Source organism: Biomaibacter sp. TOL (genome assembly GCF_059717795.1).
The window spans coordinates 2,611,140-2,633,278 of sequence record NZ_AP046092.1 but is presented as its reverse complement, the minus strand read 5'-3'; the positions used below and the strand labels follow the sequence as shown (position 1 = coordinate 2,633,278).

The following is a 22,139-nucleotide window of genomic DNA, read 5'->3' as shown; positions in this document are numbered from 1 at the left end:
TCCGTCAATGGTTTGCTTTCCTCTATCATTGACATAATGTCATTTATCATCTTAGAGTCTTTAATTAATATAGGTTTTACCTCATTCCAGTAAGGTCCATTCGTATCGAGGATAAGTTCAATCTTTGTAATATCCTTAGTCCTGTCAGTAGTTCCATGCTCCTCATCCACAACCTTATCTTTTTGTGTCTCTTGCTCTAAAGAAATTTGACTGTTTTTCACTGTATTACAGCCTGCTGAAAAAACTATTATTGTTATCAATAAAAGCATCAAACATTTTCTATGCAACATATACACCTCCTTATTTCAGCAATTCTGCATTATCAATCATGAAACAAAATCCAGCGTCTACAACCTTATTTCTCTACCACTTTTCCCGTAAAATCTCTTCACGCTTCTTCTGAAATTCTTCTTCAGTAATAAGCCCATCTTCTTTTAGACTGTTCAGTTTTCTAAGCCTCATTTCAAAATCACCACTTACAGATGTTGACTGATTATTCTTCTCTTCATTGGCGCCATTGTCTATGTCTATCTCCCATGATGCAACACCTTTGTCACCAAAAAAGTTATAGGCTTGAAACCCTGTTATACCAACTGCAATCAGTGTCCAGAATATACCGAACAGACCTGCGCTAGGAATTACCACAAATAACCCAATAAACACAAAAACAATACCTACTATCATACCGAACAATGATGCTGGCTTACTTGGTTTAACTCTTATTCCTTTTGACATAAAACCAACTTGTAGCCTCTCACACTTTCTGACCGCATTCTGCTCAAATTGAACGTCCGCAAATTTAACTCACTTTATTTGACCATAAAACCCGGACCTTGAAAATCCCCCTCAAAAGAGGCAAGCATTCACTCCTGCCGTCTTTTGAGGGATAAATAGCTTATACCGCAAACTCATTTTCAATTACAATCCTGACCATATGGTCATCTATCAAACGCTTTTGACTGGCTGAGGCCGAAAGCAGACAGGCAAGGCAGACATTGTTTATCTTTCTTGCAATGCCTCCGGAATATTCATAGATAACATCCAGAGCATCATCAGTGAAGATTGAGGAAGTTGCTCCGGCAATCTTCAGATGGTGGCAAACATATTCTTTGGATTCCTGCCTGTCCATGGGTGGTAGGTGATACCGGAGATTTACTCTCTGAGCAATGGCTTCATAGACTTGAAGCTGCAATACCCTTTTAAGTTCCGGCTGGCCCACCAGTATGAGACTCAAAGGGTTGTAGGAGTCCATCCGGAAATTGAGTAAAAAGCGCATTTCTTCCAGCATTTCTTTATCCAACAGGTGTGCTTCATCGATTATTATGACTGGTGTTTTTCTTTCATTTTCCGCAAGGTCCAATATTACCTGATGAAGCTGTCTTTTAGCCTGGCCCCGGTTAAACTTTGGTTCACATCCAAGCTGCCTTAAAGATTCCCAGTAAAAATGCCTGGGGGTAAGGGCTGAGTCGCTGATGTAGATAACCCTGTATTTATTCGGATTTAAAAGCTCAAGAAGTTTTCTTAAAGCAGTGGATTTCCCCGAGCCCACTTCGCCTGTTATTAGGGCAAAGAGGCGTTTTTCTGCAGTGTATTTTAGCCTTGATACTAACTCTTCATAGGCCGGGGTGCTGAACAGTTTTCCTACAGGCACATCTTTTTGAAAAGGAGTTTTTTCAAATCCAAAGAAAGGCTCAAACATTGTTTTCCCCTCCTTCCATACGGCGGAAGGGGATGGCACCTAATTTGTCTTTCATGCGGTTTTGAGCTTGTTTTTCCAATATGCTCAAAAGTCTTGAACCGGATGATTTTTGAGGAGTTGGGGCATCTTTTTTGCTATAGGACACTTCATTGTATTCTCCTATGATAAGCGGCCTTGCTAAACCCCGTTTTTGACCTTTATGCCATACTTCTATTTCTTCAAGGTCAAAGGGGTCATAGCGTAAATCCACAGTCTTTCTTACCCATTCAAGGCCCACTTCATAGGTTTTGCCGCAAAGTTTTACACAGCCGGTTTTATCAACTTTTCGGCTTTCTTCTCGAAGGAAAGCATCCCTTAGCTCGTCAATATTGGCAAAGCGCAAGCGTCGGGTATCCTTTTGGAATCGACCGGCCGGGGTTTCACCTTCTAAGGAGCTGTGGGAATGATGATTGTATCCTTCTTCCACCCAGGCAAAGAAGGCTTTGTTTAATTCGTCCAATGTCCCGGGGTTTTGGAGGCTTACCTCGGCTAAAAAATCCTCTACGGTGCGGTTAATTCTTTCAATTTTGCCCTTAGACTCTGCGGAATATATTGGGGTATTTATATGGCGGATGCCCAGTTTACCGCAGGCTACTTTAAACCAGTGTGAGATGAATATCTTGCCATTGTCTACATATACCGCATCGGGGATGCCTCGTTTAAGTATAGCTTTCCTGAAACAATCTTCCAGTATGGGAAGCTTTTGATTTAGATAAAATTCACCATGGCATATTAATCTTGTGGCATCATCGATGAAGCATATGAGGTATGAGCGTATCTTTTTCTTTGGATTGGCCGGGTCCGGAAGGTAGGGGCCGTATTTGACGTCAGCTTGCCATAATTTGTTTCTGTGCTCTTTTTGAAATCTCCTGAGGGCTTTGGGCTCTTTTTGCTTTAATTCTTTTTGGGTTAAACCTAAGTTTGCAAGATACCGTGTAAGGGTGGATCTTGCTACATCCCCGGGGGATATGAGCTTTTCCCCCTCCAGGATCTGAAGTATCCTTGTAACACTTCTTTGGGGCAGTTCTTGTTTTAGACTTATGGCTTCTTTTAGGATATCTTCCGGTATGGCTCTTGTTTGTCCCTTATCGGAGCGCTCTTTTGGCATTAATCCATTAAGGCCTTTTTGCCTGTAGGCCTGTAAGTAGCGGCGCAGGGTCCTCTCTGAGATTTGGCCTTTTGACAGTATTTCATTTCTTCTTTTCCTTCTTTCCGCTGCTTCAAGGTCTTCTTCCAGAAGGGGTGAGATTAGTGCGAAGCGCTCCAGGGCTTTTTCCATACTTTCTTTGTTCATTTTGGTCATCTCCCCTGTTTTTTGTTTATCTAAAGACTACCACCAGGGGGAGACGGCCAAAAGAGCAAACTATGTTGATTTTTTTCCTAAAAGCCACAGGTTTGTGTTTTCCACGAAAAGCCAGGTGTTAATCTTTCCGAACAGGCAGCAGGAAAGAATATCGGGTAATAGTTTTAAAACGGTTTTTAAACGGCTAAAGCAGCTTTCTATTTCCCCGACTATGGATGACGTCTTGCCATACAGTCTGAACGCTATGCTCTCCAGAGTGCCTACAATTTCGCTTGAGAGGAGTTTAAATGTTTTTACCCAGCGTTTTGTGGTGGATATGTCCTGCTCTCCCTCTGTATATTCCGGTGAAATCCGTTTTTCCACCACATCTTCCACCGCTTCTTCAATCACTTTTGCCGGGTAATGCTTATAGGGCAAGATGAAATCCGGTATTATCGCATGGGTTTTCTTGCATCCCGGGCAGTAGTATCTGGCTATTGGGAATTCTTCTTTCCCGGCCGTTGTCTTTATCTTCCTAAGGTACATCCCATAACCTACAAGGGCGCTACCGCATATGGGACAGTGTAGTTTCATTTGAGCTAATTTATGCAAAAAAATATTACGATACTCCTTTACTGTTGAGCCTAAAAATGTTACAATCATAGTGACTTGATATTATGGAGAAGGCCTTCAGTAAGGGTAGGTCGGAAACTATCACCTTACTTGAAGGCTTTCTCTTTTTTCTCCCTCCCATGACTTGCTTCTTTCTCTTTTATTTCTTCAATAGGTGTTAAATTCCTTCTTAAAACGGTCAGGAAATTTGAGCAGGAAGGAGACAAAAAGAGTGGGAGGAAACAACCAACTCCCTTTAAATAATCGATTTTTCTCTATTAACATATTCAAGGGTATAATCCAGTTTCCATTCACTATTCATTCCCCCTAAAGATTATTCAAATGTCTAAATTATACCCTATTTTCGAATTAATTTCCAGTTTATATGCCAAACACTGTTAATTTTAAAAAAACCTTTTCATTTCTCTCCCCTCACATCCGCATAAAATCTACATGGGATATTATGGAGGTAACAAATTTTTTTCGTAGAGCAGTATAATTTTTCTTATAAATTCCCAAATACTGGCCAATATTGTGTGAAAAAAAGTTGTTCCAAAGGGGCAGGGTCAAGGATGAAAGGAAAAAAGGGATAAGTGGCGTGAGGCTTCTAATTTCAAGCCTTTCACTTATCCCTTTCCTTATTCCTTTACCCTTTACCCTTTATCCTTATTCCTTCATTTATCCTTTTCCCTTTTCCTCCCTACTTGGAATCACTTTTTTCGCATGAGGAAAAGGAATAATTGAGAAATACAACAGGGAGCTCAGAAAGTGACCAAGACTAAAAGCATTTTCCCGAACGGCGAAGCTTTGATGAAAATGCTTTACCTGGTGACCATGGATGTAGTCGAAAAATGGACGGACCCGTATCCCGAACTAGGGCATAATTTTGGCTCAATTTCCCGTCTTCTTCGAAGACTGTCTGAAGGGGTATCTGAAGTAGGAAGATTTTGGGTTTATACAAAATTGTTGACAGACCCCAATGAGAAATACATCTGGAGCCTATCATGAGTACCTACCATAGCTTCCAGAGCCGCCCATTTACTCTTTAGTTTGTTTTTGGTTTCTCATCATTATGGAATAGATTCCCGTTTTATTTTTCTTTCTTGCGCTTCTTGCCATAATTTATACCTTCCAACTTAGATTAACATGGGTTGGAAAGTGTTGTCAGCAACCCCGTCCCCTTGACACCCAATTTCGTATTTATTTGAAAAAAGCTTTTTCATCCTCTAAGATTTCTTTATATTTATTCAGGATTTCCTTTGCTTCATTTTTTGCATTCTCCAAGCTTCCATATTTCTCTGGTTTTGGATAGAAACATAAAATCGTACCATTTGATTCCTCTCCATATTCATATCCATCTTTTTTTAAGGTTGATATAAGCTTTTCCCTGTTGTAGGTATTGAGCCTGTGAACATAATACTGTACTGCAAAACTTCCATTATCCTTTACTAATATGTAAATATAATAATCATAATTCTCAGTCTCTCGCCTGAAACCTGCCCAAATAGCCTTAATTTCTCCCCAATTCAAAGGTGATTTACAAAGTGACACTTTGTCCTCTCTGATTTGAAGTGTACTCATAACCATATCTTGCAATTCTTTGGCAATACGCTTATAAAAAGCATCGGTCAGCTTGTTTACCTCGACAAACTGTCTGTAGTTATCCATTACAAATTTGAAAGATTGATCGTCCATTATATATCCCTCCACAATATTTTTAAGGTTTATAATAAAGTCCCTGAAAAATAAAGCCCATTTGTTAAATGATTGACTCATGAAATAACTGATCGAAAATCGTTTTTCGATTTCACAGATGAATTCAGTATATGTAATACCAACCCAGCCATCTCTTTCGACCTTCTTTGGCGCAAGAATCATAAAATAGTAGTTTTTCTTTTGAAATTTACTTTTTACAAATGATCTGTATTCTTCAAAGTCATTATTAGCTGTATGATAGATCTTGTTTTCAATAATAAGTACCCAATCTATTCCTTCAAAGACCAAATCAAGCCTTAAATTGGTATTCGTCGGTAATTCCCTCTGAGGTTTGTCAACTAACTCTGTTGTTTGTGGACATCCTTTTCCGCCATTTTTGATATAACATGAAAACAGTGAGTCGAGAACTAAATCCCCAAGGCCATGTTCTTCATTTGGATCCCCGAAAAATGCTAGCATGTCGCTTGTAGGGTTTTCATAATACCCTTTTCCGCCAACATCAAATATTGACCTTTCTCCTTTTTTTAACGCAAACTTGCTTACTTTCGGTAATAAGGCTTTTAATTCTTCGCTTGTGGTTATATCCATCATAAATAACCTCCTTCATGATTAGCAGGCTTTACCTTACAAAGTGACAATATTAAGTGGATACTATAGCACTATATTGTAAGGTATATATGGACAAAATCATAAACCAAGAAAAAGGATTAAGTGCATATACCGATTCAAAAACTCAATTGTTCCGGACGGGTGGTTACAGCCCGTCCGGAGAATGGTTACAACCGTTCCGGTTGTAAGTTTCATCGATAAATGTTATCTACCTTTTCCATTAATGCCGTATACCTCTCGCATGGAACGATCTGATCCGTCACCAATCTCTATGGTGTAAGAATCATGTACGATTCTATCAAGGATCGCATCTGCCAGAGTTGCTTCTCCAATCTTGCTATGACAACCGACAGGCGAAAACTGGGAGCAAAAAATTGTGGATGCTCTTTTGTGGCGTGCATGGATGAGTTCAAGCAGATCTCTGGCTTCAGTTTTCGTAAGAGAAACAAGCATCCATTCATCCAGTATAAGAAGATCAACTTTGCGGTATTGGCTTAACACTTTTTTATAGACGCCTTCACCTCTAGCAATTGCTAAATCGGTCAACAACTCAGGTAAACGGACATATTTTACCGTATAATACTGTTTACAGGCTTCCATGCCGACGGCACACGCCAGATAGGATTTACCGGCTCCCGAAGCACCCATAATAATTATGTTATGCTTATCCGTGATAAAAGTACAGGTTGCTAACCGATCAATCAGTGCTTTATCCAGCTTTCTACCAGCGCTGTAGTTGATGTCGGCTATACAAGCATAGCTTTGGTCAAAGTTGGCATTTCGAATCAGTCGTTTAAGACGGTTGTTTTTACGGCTGGTATATTCGATATCAACGAGCAGACCTAATCGCTCCTCAAAGGAAAGATGGTCTAGTGAATGCTCTTTTAACTGCATACGGTAAGCATCCGCCATGGCCGTGAGCCGCATTTCAATCAGTTTGTTGATGGTTGTTTGATTTGTCATAATCTATTTCCTCATATCACCTACAATTTAAAGATTTCTAACATTGGATATACTACGTCTAATATGTCATCAACCTTTTTCATTACTTTATTCATGCCTTCTTTTTTAAAATCAAAATTCCATTTGTAAATTGAATTATAAATTCCATATCTATTTTGCGTCCCCTTTCCTTTTACCTTGGTTATAGTTTCACAAATTTTTGCAATCTCTTGCCGCAACATATTTAGATTATCTTGAGACATCATACTATCGTTATCTAATTTTACCTTTAAAACAAAATCTTCATAATTAAATTCAGAGTAAAATTGAATCTTACTCCCCAAAATATCTTTTGCAAGCCATCCTTTGCTCCAATTCATTACTGGATTATTTTGACCACTGTATATAATCCATTCGCTACACCGTTTCGATGTTTTCCTTAAATCATTGTAAATATAGTAGAATAGTGGAAACCATGTCCTATATCCTTTATCTTTCCAATACTCTTCTTTCCATAGATTATCGACTCTATCAATCTCAAGGGCTATAGAACATTTTCTCATTTCTTCTTCTCTTAAAGCATATATCCAATCTTTGTAGACACTTTGCTCAATACAGTGACCTGAAAATACTTCCAATATTTCTGGTAATCTAAAGACATGAAAACTATGTAAATCTGGGATTATGCATACCTGTGATGTGCCAAATAAAAATAATAAGAACAATGCATCTTCATTATTGCAGTTTTGACTTTGAATAAAATCTTCATAAGTTCCAATTAACTGTTCTTTATTGGGAATAGAATCCACTTTCATTTCAATTACTAGATATTTAGACTTATTGTCAATCAAATCAACCTTTATTACAAGGTCTATCTTTCTTTTTCTTCCAAAGGAAAACTCAGGTATACAAGATATGTTATATATTTCATTCATGCTAAAAGGAATATCTATATTGCATATCTTATAGATTCTTCCTAAAATTTCATATTTCTGTTCAAAAGATACACTCTGATTCTTCCAATCCAGCAGCCATCTTATAACTCCTGTATGAACTTTTTCTAACTGATATCCTACTATACTCACAAAATTACTATTCATATTGTACTGGCCCCCTATTATTTGGACTTAAACGACCAACACGCCACGATTCACAGTATTTCTTAAAAATGCTTCATAAAATGCTGATGGTGTCATAAATTTGCGGATTCGTGGGGCCGTTCGCAAAGATAAAATTTTATATAATCATCCAGGCCTTTAAAAAATGACTTATAACTTGCAAAATCATTTATATTAATATATTCTTCTTTCAAGGTTCTATGAAATCTTTCAATATTTGGGTTTCTTTCAGGCGACCTTACTGGTATTCGCTCATGCAGTATACCCTGTTTTATGCAAAATTCCTGAAATTCTTTTGACTTAAACTGCGGCCCATTATCGGTTCTGATTGTTAAACTATCTGTTATATGCCTTGATGCAATGGCTTTTGTTACGGTTTTTATCACATCGCTCTTTGTTATCGAAAAACCAGCCTTATAGCCTACTATCTCTAAGGTATATGTATCTATTATATCCAGGATAAAGATTATTCTAGGGAAAATGGTCACATATGTAATATCCATCTGCCAGTGGGTATTCGGGGCCTCGACAGATACTTTTTTGAAAACTATTTCAGTATTGGAAGAAGCGTAGTGTTTAATAACTGGCAAAAGCAGATCCATTTCTTTGCATAGTCTGTAACCCTTTTTCTTGTTGATAATAATTCCAAACTTTGACCTTAAGAGAAATGTAAGTTTTTTATACCCAAAGAATGGGAATTCCTCAGCTAAATCAAAAAGTAGGGTCTTTATCATTTCATCGGATATATATTCACCACTAAGTGTTTCTGAATAACCCGGCTTTGAGCATCCCCGCTTTGAATCCGTACTTTCTTGTCGAGGTTCATAGAAAAATGTGCTTTTGGGTATATTAGAAATTTTAAGTAGAAAATCTAGATTATAGCCCTCAGAATATAAATGCTTTATTAGATCGATTTTATCGGCTATAGACGGTTGGTTTTTTTTAGAAGCTCTTTTAGATAAGCAATTTCGAGGTCTTTATCAACGATGATAGAACGAAGCATGATGTTTTCTTTTCTGAGATTTACTTTTTCGTCATCATCGTTACTATCGTTAGGGTTTAAAAGCTTTTTTCTCCAGTAATCGATTGTAGTTTTTGATATGCCGTATTTCCTACAGACAGCTATTTTAGTGGTACATGAACTCTGAGCTTCGGATAAGATAGCGAGCTTTTCTTCCGTAGTAAAATTCTTCCTCGCTGCCATAGAAAAATTCCCCCTTCAAGAGTTATTTTATCATGTTGTGCGTTTTGGTCCAATTCTCTTGAGGGGCCAGCAAGAATAGTATACATTCCATTTGGCATATTGAAAATCGTTTCTGCTGATATGATAAAAAGAGTAATAAGCGAAAGCACTTATTATACATATCATAATGCTAATGACAATAAATATTAAAAAAATATTAAAACTACTTTTCTTTTTTTCAATGGCATAACCTCCCCCTTACATTACAAAGCAATCCTACTTCGTCATATTTTATTGTTGCATCCTAATTAATTAAGATTATTCACTATTTATTTCTGAAGACGATGTTGCCTCCACTTTATGCCTATATTTCTTCAAAGATAATTCATTATATTATTATTATTATACATTAAATTTATTAACACAACTTTATTATTTCTAACACAAGTTTTTTATCTTTAACACAACTTTTTTATTTTACCCCTTATCCCTTTCCTTTTTAGAATAAAACTTAATCCTAACTATGTATATAAATAAAAAACTCATGTCAAAACCCAACACCCCTCAAACCCTTGTCCCATCTATCCTTACCCCTATTCCCCTATTTTCTTCCATATAAAAAAGTCATGTCAAAAATCCCCCTTTCCCCTTGCTCCTATCTCCTATTTTCTTCCTATTTTTTAGCCTCATTTTAGATAAAAAAGTCGTGTCAAGAATAGGGAAAAGTTAAAAGGAAAAAGGGGAAAGTTTTAATCAATATCTTTCATCAATACTCCCTTCAAATCCTTTAAAATCAATATTTTCAGCCTTATACCTTACTCCTTGAGCCTAGTAATCCTAAGAAAAAATCATGGCTCCAATAAGGTTTTCTACCCTATTTTCACCATGATTCTTAACACAACTTTTTTTATTTTTAACACGACTTTTTTATTCGTGACACGAGTTTTTTTGGGTTATACAATTATCATGGAGTGGAGTTTATTTGTATTATACAACAACCGCTGCGCGCCTTGCTTGGCTTTACTCCACCGTGACGCTCTTGGCCAGGTTTCTGGGTTTATCCACGTCGCAGCCGCGGGCGACGGCGGCGTAATAGGCCAGAAGCTGCATGGGTATTACCGTTAAAACAGGCGTGAGGATGGGATGTGTTTTGGGGATATAAATCACATCATCCACCGATTTTTTAATTTCTTCATTCCCTTCGTTAGCTATGGCTATGACATACCCTTCCCGGGCTTTGACCTCTTTAATGTTGCTCAAGGTTTTTTCAAATAGATGTTCCTGGGTAACCGGGGCGATTACTGGAACGCCTTCCTCTATCAGCGCCAGGGTGCCATGCTTTAATTCCCCGGCGGCGTATGCCTCGGCATGGATATACGAAATCTCTTTCAGCTTCAGGGCACCTTCCAGAGAAAGGGGATAATCCAGACCTCTACCAATGTAAAATACGTCTTGATGCCCTGAAATCTTCTGGCCGAGGGCTTTCAGCCTGTCTTCTGATTCAAGTATAGTTTTTGCCTGATCGGGGAGATGTTTCATGGCTGCAGCTATATCCTTTAATGTCTCTTCGGATATAGTGCCGAGTGTTTTGGCTATATATAGCGCTATAAGATCCAGTGCGATAAGCTGGGTGCTGTAAGCTTTGGTGGAAGCTACGGCTATCTCGGGGCCGGCCCAGGTATAGATAATGTCGTCGGCTTCGCGGGATACGGAGCTTCCCACCACGTTGGTGATGGCGAGCACTCTAGCGCCCAGTTTCCTGGATTCCCGAAGGGCAGCCAGGGTATCAGCCGTTTCTCCGGACTGGCTGATTATGATGACCAGTGTATCTTTATCTATCATCGGGTTCCTGTAGCGGAATTCCGATGCAATGTCCACTTCGACGGGAATCCGTGTCAGTTTTTCTATGATATATTTTCCGACCATTCCCGCATGGTATGCGGTACCGCAGGCGACGATAAATATCTTTTTGAGATTTTGCAGGTAATCCCTTCCGAGATGGACATCGTCGAGCTTAATCTCTCCTTTTTCCGGGGATATCCTGCCTGCCATGGTATCTTTAAAAGCTTTTGGCTGCTCGTGGATCTCCTTGAGCATAAAATGAGGATAGCCTCCCTTTTCGGCCGCTACGGCATCCCATTTTACTTCAAAGACGGGTTTTGCCACAGGAGTTCCTGTGAAGTCGGTCACTTCCACTTTGTCTTTCGTGATCTTTACCATTTCGCCGTCTTCCAAAATATATACTCTGCGGGTATGCTGCAGTATTGCCGGAATATCCGATGCAATGAAGTTCTCCCCTTCGCCAAGGCCGGCTATGAGGGGACTGGATTTACGGGCAGCCACTATGGTGCCGGGCTCCCGCCTGGAGATGACACCCAGGGCGAAAGAGCCTTCCAGCCTACTTATGGTTTTCTTCAGAGCTTCGAAGAGGTCACCATCATAGTAATGCTCAATCAGATGAGGTACCACTTCGGTATCGGTTTCGGATTTGAAAACATGGCCTTCCGACTGCAGCCATTCCTTTAACTCCTGGTAATTTTCGATGATGCCGTTGTGAACCACGATGAAATCGCCGGTGCAGTCTTCATGGGGATGTGCGTTCACATCCGACGGCTTGCCGTGGGTCGCCCAGCGGGTGTGGCCGATGCCTACACCGCCTTCGGGATATGCGCCGCCGAGCTTTTCCTCCAGCACTTTTATCTTGCCTTCGGTTTTTATAAGACTGGTGTGCCTGCAGTTATGGATGGCTATGCCCGCCGAATCGTAACCTCTATATTCAAGCCTTTTCAGGCCGTCCAGCAAAATCGGAGCCGCCTGTTTGTCTCCAACGTAACCTACTATTCCACACATAGTTTTTCCTGCCTTTCCTAATTTTTTTTTCAAGGTTCGCCGCAATTTTGACAAAAAGCTACCGTCCGGTATATAGCCGCATAACAGTATTCCGCGCAAATACCGGGTGCTTACAGTATTCAATATCGATACGATGTTGCACTCTGCCGAAATCCTTTTGTGCCGGCGATTGCTCGCCGGTTTTGTGGACTTCTGTCGGTGGCAGGCCACCGTGGGGCATCCGCCGAACATTTCGATAAACCCCAACCTCGTCAGCTTTACCGCCCATTTTCCGAGCGACGGCAAGCTCTGGCGCTTTTCTTGCGGTTCGATGTTCGAGATTCGATGTTCGAATCCATTCTTCGAACACACACTTTTAGTTTCAATATCGCCTCCTTTTATTTAATATGCCTCTTTTAATCTCATCATCACCTCCTTACAGGGTAATCTCTCCTTCTCCCAATGCGAAGGTAGGGATTTTTCGATGGGAATGCGCAGCCGATGGAGTTTTGTGCCGGTCGCATTTTTGAATTGACCATTACTTGAGCTCCTCTTTTATCACTGCCGCCACTTCTTCCGCCAGCCGGTTAATTTCAGCCTCGTCTTCTCCTTCCGCCATTACTCTGATCAGCGGTTCGGTGCCCGACGGGCGCACGACTATACGGCCCCTTTCGCCCAAGGTTTCCTCGGCTCTTTTTACAGCTTCCTCTATTCTTACGTTGGCGGCGTATTTTGATTTGTCCTCCACTCTCACGTTCAAAAGCACCTGGGGATATACCTTCATTATTTTCGCAAGTTCGGACAGGGGTTTTTTCTCCTGAACCATCACTTTAACAAGGTTTACCGCGGTTATGAGCCCGTCTCCAGTGGTGTTGTGATCGAGGAATATGATGTGGCCCGATTGTTCGCCGCCGAAATTGTGGCCTCCCTTCAATATTTCCTCCAGCACGTAACGGTCTCCCACTTTTGTCCTGACCATCCTGATGCCAGCTTTTTTCAGGGCTGCCTGCAGCCCCATGTTGCTCATAACAGTGGTCACCACGGTGCTGTTTTTAAGAAGACCGCGGCGGTTGAGATAAATGCCGCAAATGGCCATGACATGATCGCCGTCTACGATTTGCCCGTTTTCGTCCACCGCTATTAATCTGTCGGCATCGCCGTCAAAGGAAAGGCCCACATCAGCGCCGGTTTTTTTCACAAAATCCGAAATGGCGGCCGGGTGGGTGGAGCCGCATTTCACATTTATATTGCAGCCGTCGGGACTGTCATTTATTACAAGCACCTCGGCGCCCAGAGCTCTAAAGGCGGATGGAGCGACTCTGTATGATGCGCCGTTGGCGCAGTCCATGGCTATCTTCAGCCCAGAAAAATCCATACCTGCCACATTTGTTATAAAATCCACATAGGGTTTGTGGCCGTCTTCCTGCATAACCTTACCGATTTCAGGCCCGATCGGATTTTGTATCCGGCCGTCAGGGTTTTTCACAAGGGCCTCGATTTCGTCTTCCATGGCATCCGGTAGTTTGTAGCCCTCTTTATTGAAAAATTTTATGCCGTTATACTCCATAGGATTATGGGAAGCGGATATGACCACTCCCGCATCGGCATTGAAATGGCGTGTGAGAAAGGCTATGGAAGGGGTGGGCATGATTCCCACTTTCAGCACATCGGCACCTGCGGAAAGAATACCTGACACCAATGCGGATTCCAGCATGTCTCCGGATACGCGGGTATCTTTGCCCACTACTATCAACGTTTTTTTATGATTTTCTGAAAGCACATGGGCTCCTGCTCTTCCAAGATGGTATGCCAGAAGGGGAGGTAAATCCCTGTTGGCGACTCCCCTCACTCCGTCAGTTCCAAAAAGTCTGGACATTCAATTTCTCCTCTCTGCAATACATTATATGAATCATAGGCGTCGTAAGGTAACTTTTATAGTATCGGGTTCAATCTTTTGTATGATAAAAGGCTCGGGGGCTTCCGCTTTTATCTTCAGATAGTGCTCGCCCTCTGAAAGGCCGGCGGCATCCAGGTAAACTTTTATTACATCGCTGTTTACTCTATCAATAATACTCTCAGGACCGTTCACTGTCAATACGATGTCTGTGTTTTCCATATCTGCCGTAAGTTCCGGAGAAAGATAATTCAAGCTGATTTTATCGGGTGTAACGGTCACGGACCTTGAAGAAATTTTTTCTATTTCAACAGTCACCCGCACCGTTTTTGTGTTCGTATCGTCTATCCTGTTATCTTCCAGTATCTTCACTCCGCGGGGCAGCGCCGGTTTTACTTCCTTTGTGACGGTACGGGCATATCCCTGAATGCTTAGGGGCTCGGTGTCAATGCTCTGGAGCTGTCTTAAAACTTCTTCCGGAGCTGTGACAGTTATTATCGACGGGTCTATCTGCACATCTTTTATAATATATCCTTCAAGGGGTGCACCCTTTATATTCGGGTTTATTGACACGCTGTTTACCGGGACTATTGGTACCGTCACTTCCACCACTTCGGGTCGGAAAGAGACGTCCTTCTGTTCTTTGCCCTGAGAATCCAGTACCCTCAGAGGAAGGGTGTTTACAACGGCGGAGTCTTTACCGGAAATATCGATCTGCGCCGATACAGTTTTGACGGCATCCACGCGACTTCTGGGCCCTTTCAACACCACCGCTTGTGGCTTTGCCACGGGTTTTACCCATTCAAAGCCTTCCGCGGGGACTCCTTTCACATCCACGGAAACCTGCATCTGTTCTTCGATGATGGAATCCAGAGACACCATTATCTCTTTCGGAGAAAAGTCTATAAGTTCCACATTTCCCGGCACGCTTACGCTGACGGGAAGAAGATTCTCCCCCTCCATACGTCCCCGCAGGTTTACTTCCGCTTCTATATCCTGAGGCTTTATATTCGTAATCAGACTGCGGCGTCCCTTTACCTTCACATTTACAAAATATTTCTGAGCGTCATCCAGCAGAGCGAATTTGCTTTTGTCAAGATTCTCAAGCTTTACGGGCACATCCCTCACCACATATGTGACCTGGGGGTTCTGTTCGTTCATCACGTACATCCACATTAAAACAGCGGCCATTACAGAAAATATCTTTATTGCAAGGTCGCTTGAAAAAAACTTACCCATTGGATCTCCTCCAGTACCACAGGGATGATTTCTTCTCCTTTATCTGATATATGTCTTTCAGCATATTTTTAAGAGTCTTTACATCCAGATAACGGCTCAGCTTGCCTTCTTTGGCCACGGATATGACGCCGGTTTCTTCGGACACGATGATGGCCACCGCATCCGACTGCTCGGTGACTCCAAGGGCTGCCCGGTGTCTGGTGCCCAGCTCTTTGCTGAGGTTAGGGTTTTCCGTGAGAGGGAGATAGCAGCCTGCAGCCATTATTTTGTCGTTCCTTATGATCACCGCTCCGTCGTGCAGGGGGGTGTTGGGGATGAAGATGTTTATCAAAAGCTCCGCAGTCACATTGCCGCCTATCTTTACGCCGGTTTCGATGTACTCGTTCAGTCCGGTCTGTTTTTCCAGGACGATGAGGGCGCCTGTTTTATCTCTCGACAGTTCTTCGGCAGCTCCGGCGATATGGTCTATGAGGCGATTGAGTTCTTCTTCCCCCAAGCCCAAAAGCGGGGAGAAAAACCTTCCTCTACCCATCTGCTCCAGCGCCCTGCGGAGTTCAGGCTGAAATACTATGAGAAGGGCTATGGCCCCGACCGTCATGGCATTTTTCAATATCCAGTTGATAGTATAAAGGCCGAGCCATTCGCTGAGTTTGGTGGATACCACCAGCACCACAAGACCCTTTAAAAGCTGCACAGCCCTGGTGCCCCGGATAAGTTGAATCGCCTTATAGGACACATACGCCACAATGGCTATATCCAGCAGATCCATCAGGCGGAAGCCTTTGAAAAGTTCAAACAACTGAGGAGACATCTTTTCACCCCAAAAATATTACTGCATTATAAATTATAACGACTGCGGCAGAAAATCTGGCATATTATGGGAGACGCCCGCCGCACAAAGTTTCAAAAGAACTACCGCTTTAATACATGGGACCTTATGCCCGAGGATTTTAAATAAAGGTTCTTTTATAATTATAACATTTTATCACGTATATAAGTATATTTTAAGGAGGTTTTGTTAAAAAATTTTTTAGTAATCAAGGGGTTGAGTGAGTCAGGGGATGTGAGTCAGGGGACGGTTCTCTGACTCATTTCTGAGTCAGAGAACCGTCCCCTGACTCATCCCCTGACTCACACTCACCCGTCCTCGAAGCTCAAGCGATGGTCCTTGTGCCGAAGCGGGTGTCGGCCGTAATGCCCAGCGCTAACATCAACACAACCAGTCCGGATATGGTCCCCACGAAGGGCACCAGTTGAACGAACCAGAGCAGCAGCGCTCCCAGTATATATTCCGTAAAAATGCCGGGCTTCAGGTGAAGCTGCTCATTGAGTTTCCTGCCCAGGAATATGCTTATGCTCAAGTATCCATAAAATCCGGCGGCAGCCACCAGAAGCACTGCCAGCGGTATCAGGGGAATGCCGATAATGGTTACGGCCATCAGGATTATCGCCAGAGGCATCAGTATTATGGCCAGAAATCCTATCAAAAATCTTCTCGCCGTCTCCCTGTCAACCTCGTCGGCCAGATTCCTTATGCTGTTGGGGAAAAGGATTATCGTCAGGGACCCCAGTGCAATCAGGCCCAGAAGATGCATCGTCCTCACAATATAAGGAAAGCCCGTATTAAATATCGTTATGCTGCGGTTTCCAGCAGCTCCCCGGTGAAAACCGTATTTTGTCACATTTTTTATGATATCCCCTATGCCTTCTCCAACTCCAACCTGAGTTATCTTGCCGTATATCCTGGCGCTGTCGCTTCTTGTAACCCGGCCTCCGACGGCGGTCACATCCCCCATCACTTCGCCGTTTACGGTTACATCGCCCATAATAGCCACCACGTCGCCCATCACCTTGCCGTTTACGGTGACGCTGCCCATGATGGATACAGCATCGCCCATTATCACCTCATTTTCTCCCACCACCACATCTCCCTGAATCTGCACGCGGTCGTTCTTCCCGTCAGCCAGGGCAGCTCCGGGAAGCAATAAAAAGACAATCATAATCACCAGCAATTTTTTCATATCAAATTCCTCCCTGTATGTTTTTACCAATTTGCGTCAGCTTTTCCGCGGATACAGCAACCTGCCCCATAGGAAAACCTCCGCCAGAGACAGCGCCGCAATCAGCGCCACGCCAAGAGGATATTCGCCCAAAATATCCGACAGAACTCTTTCGAGAAAAACCAGAACGGTCTGACTGTGTGTGAATAATTTTGCGGTAAAATCCATCATCCAGAAAGTAGTGTCAAAAATGCTGCCCAGGCATCTTGCGATAACAACGAACCATCTCACAGCGCCTGTCATGGTAAAGATAAGATGCTCCGGATTCCAGGATTCCAGGATATATAAAGCCAGTGCCGAAAAAGCCAGAACAGCCGCCGGTAAGATTGATTCTTTCGAGGTATTGTCGACCGCCTTTTTATTCCGGATGCTCGACATCACTTTTTGGGTAAAATCCGGCGTGGGTGAAAGAAGCGGAAGTTCGGAGAGCAGCGTATATTCCATACGCATCGCCGCCAGAAAGTCCGAGCACCGGGAGCATCCGCTGATGTGGCGCAGAATATCCTCCTTTTTCCTTAAATCAAGTTCACCGTCCAGATACTCCATTATCTTTTCTTCATAAAAATCGCATCTCACCGCCATTACCTCCATCCAGTTTTTCCTTCAATAGTCTCCTCGCCCTGAAAAGCCGGTTTTTCACGATGGACATGGGTAAGTTCAGGACCCGGCATATTTCCCGGTAAGAGAGGCCCTGAAAGTGGAACAGCACCAGTGGCACCCTGTATTCCTCCGGCAGGCCGCTCACAGCCTCGTGGAGTATTCTGGCACCGTCTTTCGCCACAGCCAGTTCTTCGGGACAGCCTGAAGGCGCCGCAATCATATCTTCCTCTAGAGGCGCCATCTCCCTTCTTTTTCTCAGATGGTCGACACAGAGGTTGTACGTTATCCTGTATATCCAGGTGGAGAACCTGGTGCGGCCAGCATCGTATATCTTCAGGCTTCTGTAAATTTTTACAAAGGCTTCCTGGGATATGTCTTCCGCCTCCTCCCTGGAGGACAGCATCCTGTATGCCAGCGTAAATATTCTGCTCTTGTACCGCTCCACCAAAACTGCAAAGGCGCCGGTGTCCCCCGAAAGCACCTGTTTTATTATTTTTTCATCAAATTTTTCATCATCGGACATTTTTCCGGCATAATTTTCATCAGCCGCCAGCTCCCGGCACATGCAATCACCTGACTCTAAAAACCTGTTTTCCCGGCTCTACATAAATATATACGGAAAATTTCTGTTTTGGTCTGAAAAAACTCTAACATTTTTCAGGAAAGAACAAGCTGGATATAACTTCTTCCCGCACTTGATGAAACCCAAAAAACATTATACTATAATCCGGTATTAACTAAAATAAAAGGTTGATTTTCGTCAAACAAAATATCTAACATTATTTACCGAAAAATGAAATACCTCTCTGTTTTCTAAATGTGATATAATCAATATATCAAGTCGAGCCTTGTGTCATAATTTGAATAGAAATAGCGGACAACATCATGGAAAGGGTGAGGCGCATTGGGATTTCGAGTGGAACACGACCTGCTGGGGGAAAGGTCTGTGCCTGAAGACGCCTATTACGGGATTCATACATTGAGGGCAACGGAGAACTTTCCCATCACGGGACGGCCCATACATAAAAAACTGATCATGGCGCTGGTGACGGTGAAAAAAGCCGCCGCCCTGGCCAATCTGGAACTTAAGTTTTTGCCGGAAAGAATCGGTCGGGCCATTGTGGCGGCCTGCGACTATATACTGGCGGGAAACCTTCTGGATCAGTTCGTGGTGGATTCCATTCAGGGCGGAGCCGGAACTTCATCCAATATGAACGCAAATGAGGTCATTGCCAACAGGGCTATTGAGATACTCGGGGGCAAAAAGGGCGATTATTCCATTGTCCATCCTATAAATCATGTAAACCTGTTTCAATCCACCAATGATGTTTATCCAACAGCCCTCAGAATAGCCTCCATATGGCTTTTGAAGCCTCTGAGCGAGAATATGGCCAGGCTGCAGGATGCTCTGCAACAAAAGGAAAATGAGTTTTGCGACGTGATTAAAGTGGGCAGGACCCAGCTCCAGGATGCGGTGCCCATCATGCTGGGTCAGGAGTTCGGCGCCTATGCGCAGGCCGTTGCCCGGGACCGATGGCGGCTTTACAAGGTGCAGGAACGTTTGCGGCAGGTGAATATAGGAGGCACGGCAGTGGGCACGGGCCTCAACGCGGATCGAAGGTATATATACCTTGTTACGGAAAAACTCCAGGACCTTACGGGCTTAGGCCTCGCCCGGGCGGAGTACCTGATGGACCCCACCCAGAACGCCGATGTTTTTGTGGAGGTGTCGGGGCTTCTGAAGTCCGCCGCCGTGAACCTTTCCAAGATTGCAAGTGATTTACGACTGCTTTCCTCGGGCCCAAGAGCAGGCTTTATGGAAATCAGCCTTCCGGCCATGCAGGCTGGTTCCTCCATCATGCCAGGCAAGGTGAACCCCATCATACCGGAAGTGGTAAACCTGACGGCTTTTCAGGTAATGGCCAATGACCTGGCCATCACCCTGGCGGCACAGGCCGGGCAGCTGGAGTTAAATGCAATGCTGCCGCTCATCGCCCGCAATCTGCTGGAATCTCTGGAAATTATGGACCATGCGGTGAAAATATTCATAGAACGCTGTATATCAGGGATAACGGCAAACCGCGAGCGCTGCTGCCAGCTTCTGGAAGAAAGCTTCTCCACTCTCCCGGCTTTAACACCTCACATAGGTTACGACGCGGCGACAGCGGTGGCGCAAAAGGCGCTGGCCGAAAAAAAGCCTGTTCGGCAGGCGGTGCTTGAGATGGGGCTTATGGATGAAAGTGCGCTGGACAGCGTATTGAATCCGTACGAGCTTACCAAGCCGAGCAAGTTTGATGTTCAAAGTTAGAGAAAGGATGATTGTTATGGAAAATACTTTGAATTCCACCCCTGCGGCCAGCAGGCTACACATTGCCATCTTCGGCAGGAGAAATGCCGGCAAATCCAGCCTCATAAACGCCATCACAAATCAGGACATAGCCCTGGTGTCTTCGGTGGCCGGGACCACTACGGACCCGGTTTTCAAGGCCATGGAACTTTTGCCCCTGGGGCCCGTGGTCATCATAGACACCGCCGGAATCGACGATGTGGGGGAACTGGGGGAGCTTCGTGTAAAAAAGACATACCAGGTTTTGAACAAGACGGATTTAGCCGTACTCATAATCGACGGTGAGACTGGAGTTACCGATTATGACATGGAGGTTTTAGCCAGTATAAGGGAGAAAAAACTTCCGGTAGTGGGGGTTATTAATAAAAAAGATATCGCAGGCTATAGTCCGGACGATAAGAAAAGGTGGGAACGGCAGCTGGGGATGAGCCTTGTGGAAGTTTCAGCTTTGAAGAAAGAAGGCATCGACGATTTAAAGAGGGAGATAATAAACAAAGCTCCTGCGGATTTTTCCGAGGTTCCCATCATCAGCGACCTTTTAAATCCCGGCGATTTTGCGGTTCTGGTTATACCCATTGACAAAGCCGCTCCCAAAGGGAGGCTAATCCTCCCCCAGCAGCAGACCATAAGGGATATCCTGGACCATGATGCCATGGCCATCGTCACAAAAGAATATGAATTGAAGGAAACCCTGGACAGCCTTTCTAAAAAGCCCAGGATTGTGGTCACCGATTCCCAGGCCTTTTTGAAGGTGGCCGCCGATACCCCGAAGGACGTATGGATGACATCTTTCTCCATACTGTTTGCCCGCCACAAGGGGGAGCTTTCACAGCTCGTAGCCGGAGTGAAGGCTGTAGAAGACCTGAAGCCCGGGGACATGGTGCTCATATCCGAGGCCTGCACCCATCACCGGCAGGCGGATGACATCGGAAAAGTCAAGATACCCCGGTGGCTTCGGCAGATAGTCGGAGGTGACCTGCACTTTGAATGGTCCAGCGGCTTCTCCTTTCCGGAAAACCTGTCGGAATTCAAGCTGGTGGTGCACTGCGGGGCGTGTATGCTCAACCGCCGGGAGATGCTGTACCGCCTGTCCATCTTGAAGCAAAAAAACATCCCCGTGGTAAACTACGGGGTACTGATAGCCTACGTGCATGGCATCCTGCCCAGGGCTCTGGAACCTTTCCCTTATGCAAGGATGATGCTAACATAAGTTTGCGACAGCGGGGACGGTTCTCGCGACAGCGGGGACGGTTCTCGATTTGTCGCACTCTCGAAGTGCGACAAATCGAGAACCGTCCCCGCTGTCGCATGTCGCGCAAAATGAGTCAAGGAACCGTCCCCTGACTCACCGGCGGAGTTTTTTCTTTTTCAATACCTTCAGGCGGAAGAAGTCTTCCCTTTCCTTTTCCTCCAGCACCTCGGATATCATCTTCACCAGAGCTTCGTATTTTGGTATCTGGATATTCTGGAGGGCGTTGGCCCTTTTCTGGGTCCTCTTTATCTCCACCGCGAGCTTATATACGGAATCTTCCACTTCCGCCAGCTCGTATATCAGATATTTCACCTGGTGAAATTTGGTAAGGGCCACGTCCAAGGCCGTATTGGTATGATAGAAGCTGTAATAGTGCTCCAGGTCATGCTTCTCATATTTTATCTCGGGTATCTCCACTCCCATGACGCTGTGTGTCAGCACCGTAAATTCGGTGGCCTGGGGTATGGACTTTGCCACTTCGTGTACTTCGTTGATGCCCAGAGTAATGTTGGCCAGTGTCAGAGCTTCATACGCATCTTTAAAGATTTCTCTCATTTTACGCTGGATTTCTTCGGCCCTGTCCATGAGGCCCATCATTTCCCTTATGAGGACGTTCCTCTTTTTATCCAGGAGTTCATACCCTTTTTTTGAAAAGGCCAGGGCGGCCTGGGCCGCCATTAAATTTGACTTGGTGGGTGCAATGTTTTCCTGCATCGAA

20 protein-coding genes are annotated in these 22,139 nt (G+C 43.9%); 3 read left to right on the top strand and 17 right to left on the bottom strand.

Features of this window, described 5'->3' with window-relative positions; translation table 11 throughout:
• Positions 1-363: 363 nt before the first annotated feature.
• The 4 genes from AC6I1H_RS13005 to AC6I1H_RS12990 form a co-directional block, all read right to left on the bottom strand.
• Positions 364-735 (bottom strand): SHOCT domain-containing protein, encoded by a 372-nt coding sequence (locus AC6I1H_RS13005; RefSeq protein ID WP_497737978.1) that lies wholly within the window; start codon positions 733-735, stop codon positions 364-366.
• A gap of 160 nt (positions 736-895) precedes the next feature.
• The gene (locus tag AC6I1H_RS13000; protein ID WP_497737977.1) at positions 896-1,699 is read right to left on the bottom strand and encodes an ExeA family protein; all 804 of its coding nucleotides are present in this window, start codon (positions 1,697-1,699) and stop codon (positions 896-898) included.
• Positions 1,692-3,041, bottom strand: a complete 1,350-nt coding sequence (locus AC6I1H_RS12995) for a transposase (protein WP_497737976.1) — start codon at positions 3,039-3,041, stop codon at positions 1,692-1,694. The genes AC6I1H_RS13000 and AC6I1H_RS12995 overlap by 8 nt, the downstream gene beginning before the upstream one ends.
• A 60-nt stretch (positions 3,042-3,101) precedes the next feature.
• Positions 3,102-3,614 carry a DUF6431 domain-containing protein gene (locus AC6I1H_RS12990; protein WP_497740699.1) on the bottom strand — a complete coding sequence of 171 codons (513 nt, stop codon included), beginning with the start codon at positions 3,612-3,614 and terminating at the stop codon, positions 3,102-3,104.
• Positions 3,615-4,400: 786 nt separating this feature from the next.
• Here AC6I1H_RS12990 and AC6I1H_RS12985 point away from each other — a divergent pair.
• A complete protein-coding gene (locus AC6I1H_RS12985) occupies positions 4,401-4,640 on the top strand; it encodes a hypothetical protein (RefSeq protein ID WP_497737975.1) in 240 nt (79 codons plus the stop codon).
• A gap of 192 nt (positions 4,641-4,832) precedes the next feature.
• Here AC6I1H_RS12985 and AC6I1H_RS12980 read toward each other — a convergent pair whose 3' ends face one another.
• The 12 genes from AC6I1H_RS12980 to AC6I1H_RS12925 form a co-directional block, all read right to left on the bottom strand.
• On the bottom strand, positions 4,833-5,939 hold the full coding sequence (locus tag AC6I1H_RS12980; RefSeq protein WP_497737974.1) for a PD-(D/E)XK nuclease family protein: 1,107 nt from the start codon (positions 5,937-5,939) through the stop codon (positions 4,833-4,835).
• A gap of 222 nt (positions 5,940-6,161) precedes the next feature.
• Complete coding sequence (gene istB, locus AC6I1H_RS12975; protein ID WP_497737973.1) at positions 6,162-6,920, bottom strand: IS21-like element helper ATPase IstB; 759 nt, start codon at positions 6,918-6,920, stop codon at positions 6,162-6,164.
• Positions 6,921-6,940: 20 nt separating this feature from the next.
• The gene (locus tag AC6I1H_RS12970) at positions 6,941-7,999 is read right to left on the bottom strand and encodes a PD-(D/E)XK nuclease family protein (protein WP_497737972.1); all 1,059 of its coding nucleotides are present in this window, start codon (positions 7,997-7,999) and stop codon (positions 6,941-6,943) included.
• Positions 8,000-8,091: 92 nt separating this feature from the next.
• The gene (locus AC6I1H_RS12965) at positions 8,092-8,922 is read right to left on the bottom strand and encodes an IS3 family transposase (protein WP_497740793.1); all 831 of its coding nucleotides are present in this window, start codon (positions 8,920-8,922) and stop codon (positions 8,092-8,094) included.
• Positions 8,923-8,939: 17 nt separating this feature from the next.
• Positions 8,940-9,221, bottom strand: coding sequence for a transposase (locus AC6I1H_RS12960; RefSeq protein ID WP_497737358.1), 282 nt, complete (start codon positions 9,219-9,221; stop codon positions 8,940-8,942).
• Between the two features lie 999 nt (positions 9,222-10,220).
• Positions 10,221-12,050 (bottom strand): glutamine--fructose-6-phosphate transaminase (isomerizing), encoded by a 1,830-nt coding sequence (gene glmS, locus AC6I1H_RS12955; protein WP_497740792.1) that lies wholly within the window; start codon positions 12,048-12,050, stop codon positions 10,221-10,223.
• A gap of 517 nt (positions 12,051-12,567) precedes the next feature.
• Positions 12,568-13,905 carry a phosphoglucosamine mutase gene (gene glmM / locus AC6I1H_RS12950; protein ID WP_497737971.1) on the bottom strand — a complete coding sequence of 446 codons (1,338 nt, stop codon included), beginning with the start codon at positions 13,903-13,905 and terminating at the stop codon, positions 12,568-12,570.
• Positions 13,906-13,938: 33 nt separating this feature from the next.
• Positions 13,939-15,162: a CdaR family protein gene (locus AC6I1H_RS12945; RefSeq protein WP_497737970.1), complete on the bottom strand. Its 1,224-nt coding sequence runs from the start codon at positions 15,160-15,162 to the stop codon at positions 13,939-13,941.
• Positions 15,155-15,973, bottom strand: a complete 819-nt coding sequence (gene cdaA, locus AC6I1H_RS12940; RefSeq protein ID WP_497737969.1) for a diadenylate cyclase CdaA — start codon at positions 15,971-15,973, stop codon at positions 15,155-15,157. The genes AC6I1H_RS12945 and cdaA overlap by 8 nt, the downstream gene beginning before the upstream one ends.
• A gap of 343 nt (positions 15,974-16,316) precedes the next feature.
• Positions 16,317-17,183, bottom strand: a complete 867-nt coding sequence (locus AC6I1H_RS12935) for a DUF8173 domain-containing protein (RefSeq protein WP_497737968.1) — start codon at positions 17,181-17,183, stop codon at positions 16,317-16,319.
• Positions 17,184-17,219: 36 nt separating this feature from the next.
• A complete protein-coding gene (locus AC6I1H_RS12930; protein ID WP_497737967.1) occupies positions 17,220-17,798 on the bottom strand; it encodes an anti-sigma factor family protein in 579 nt (192 codons plus the stop codon).
• Positions 17,779-18,387: a sigma-70 family RNA polymerase sigma factor gene (locus tag AC6I1H_RS12925; protein ID WP_497737966.1), complete on the bottom strand. Its 609-nt coding sequence runs from the start codon at positions 18,385-18,387 to the stop codon at positions 17,779-17,781. The genes AC6I1H_RS12930 and AC6I1H_RS12925 overlap by 20 nt, the downstream gene beginning before the upstream one ends.
• A 339-nt stretch (positions 18,388-18,726) precedes the next feature.
• On the opposite strand from AC6I1H_RS12925, the gene AC6I1H_RS12920 reads away from it, so the two are divergent.
• Positions 18,727-20,130: an aspartate ammonia-lyase gene (locus AC6I1H_RS12920; RefSeq protein ID WP_497737965.1), complete on the top strand. Its 1,404-nt coding sequence runs from the start codon at positions 18,727-18,729 to the stop codon at positions 20,128-20,130.
• A gap of 28 nt (positions 20,131-20,158) precedes the next feature.
• Positions 20,159-21,379, top strand: a complete 1,221-nt coding sequence (hydF, locus tag AC6I1H_RS12915; protein ID WP_497740791.1) for a [FeFe] hydrogenase H-cluster maturation GTPase HydF — start codon at positions 20,159-20,161, stop codon at positions 21,377-21,379.
• A 135-nt stretch (positions 21,380-21,514) separates the two neighbouring features.
• Here hydF and AC6I1H_RS12910 read toward each other — a convergent pair whose 3' ends face one another.
• Positions 21,515-22,135, bottom strand: coding sequence for a V-type ATP synthase subunit D (locus tag AC6I1H_RS12910; RefSeq protein ID WP_497737964.1), 621 nt, complete (start codon positions 22,133-22,135; stop codon positions 21,515-21,517).
• Positions 22,136-22,139: the final 4 nt, after the last annotated feature.

What these genes read in the sequence shown, in the direction of transcription:
- glmS (WP_497740792.1), bottom strand. Translation starts at nt 12,050, where the DNA reads ATGTGTGGAATAGTAGGTTACGTTGGAGACAAACAGGCGGCTCCGATT.
- cdaA (WP_497737969.1), bottom strand. Translation starts at nt 15,973, where the DNA reads ATGTCTCCTCAGTTGTTTGAACTTTTCAAAGGCTTCCGCCTGATGGAT.
- AC6I1H_RS12970 (WP_497737972.1), bottom strand. Translation starts at nt 7,999, where the DNA reads ATGAATAGTAATTTTGTGAGTATAGTAGGATATCAGTTAGAAAAAGTT.
- AC6I1H_RS12925 (WP_497737966.1), bottom strand. Translation starts at nt 18,387, where the DNA reads ATGTGCCGGGAGCTGGCGGCTGATGAAAATTATGCCGGAAAAATGTCC.
- AC6I1H_RS12910 (WP_497737964.1), bottom strand. Translation starts at nt 22,135, where the DNA reads ATGCAGGAAAACATTGCACCCACCAAGTCAAATTTAATGGCGGCCCAG.
- AC6I1H_RS12995 (WP_497737976.1), bottom strand. Translation starts at nt 3,041, where the DNA reads ATGACCAAAATGAACAAAGAAAGTATGGAAAAAGCCCTGGAGCGCTTC.
- glmM (WP_497737971.1), bottom strand. Translation starts at nt 13,905, where the DNA reads ATGTCCAGACTTTTTGGAACTGACGGAGTGAGGGGAGTCGCCAACAGG.
- AC6I1H_RS12980 (WP_497737974.1), bottom strand. Translation starts at nt 5,939, where the DNA reads ATGATGGATATAACCACAAGCGAAGAATTAAAAGCCTTATTACCGAAA.
- istB (WP_497737973.1), bottom strand. Translation starts at nt 6,920, where the DNA reads ATGACAAATCAAACAACCATCAACAAACTGATTGAAATGCGGCTCACG.
- AC6I1H_RS12935 (WP_497737968.1), bottom strand. Translation starts at nt 17,183, where the DNA reads ATGAAAAAATTGCTGGTGATTATGATTGTCTTTTTATTGCTTCCCGGA.
- AC6I1H_RS12945 (WP_497737970.1), bottom strand. Translation starts at nt 15,162, where the DNA reads ATGGGTAAGTTTTTTTCAAGCGACCTTGCAATAAAGATATTTTCTGTA.
- AC6I1H_RS12960 (WP_497737358.1), bottom strand. Translation starts at nt 9,221, where the DNA reads ATGGCAGCGAGGAAGAATTTTACTACGGAAGAAAAGCTCGCTATCTTA.
- AC6I1H_RS13000 (WP_497737977.1), bottom strand. Translation starts at nt 1,699, where the DNA reads ATGTTTGAGCCTTTCTTTGGATTTGAAAAAACTCCTTTTCAAAAAGAT.
- AC6I1H_RS13005 (WP_497737978.1), bottom strand. Translation starts at nt 735, where the DNA reads ATGTCAAAAGGAATAAGAGTTAAACCAAGTAAGCCAGCATCATTGTTC.
- AC6I1H_RS12990 (WP_497740699.1), bottom strand. Translation starts at nt 3,614, where the DNA reads ATGAAACTACACTGTCCCATATGCGGTAGCGCCCTTGTAGGTTATGGG.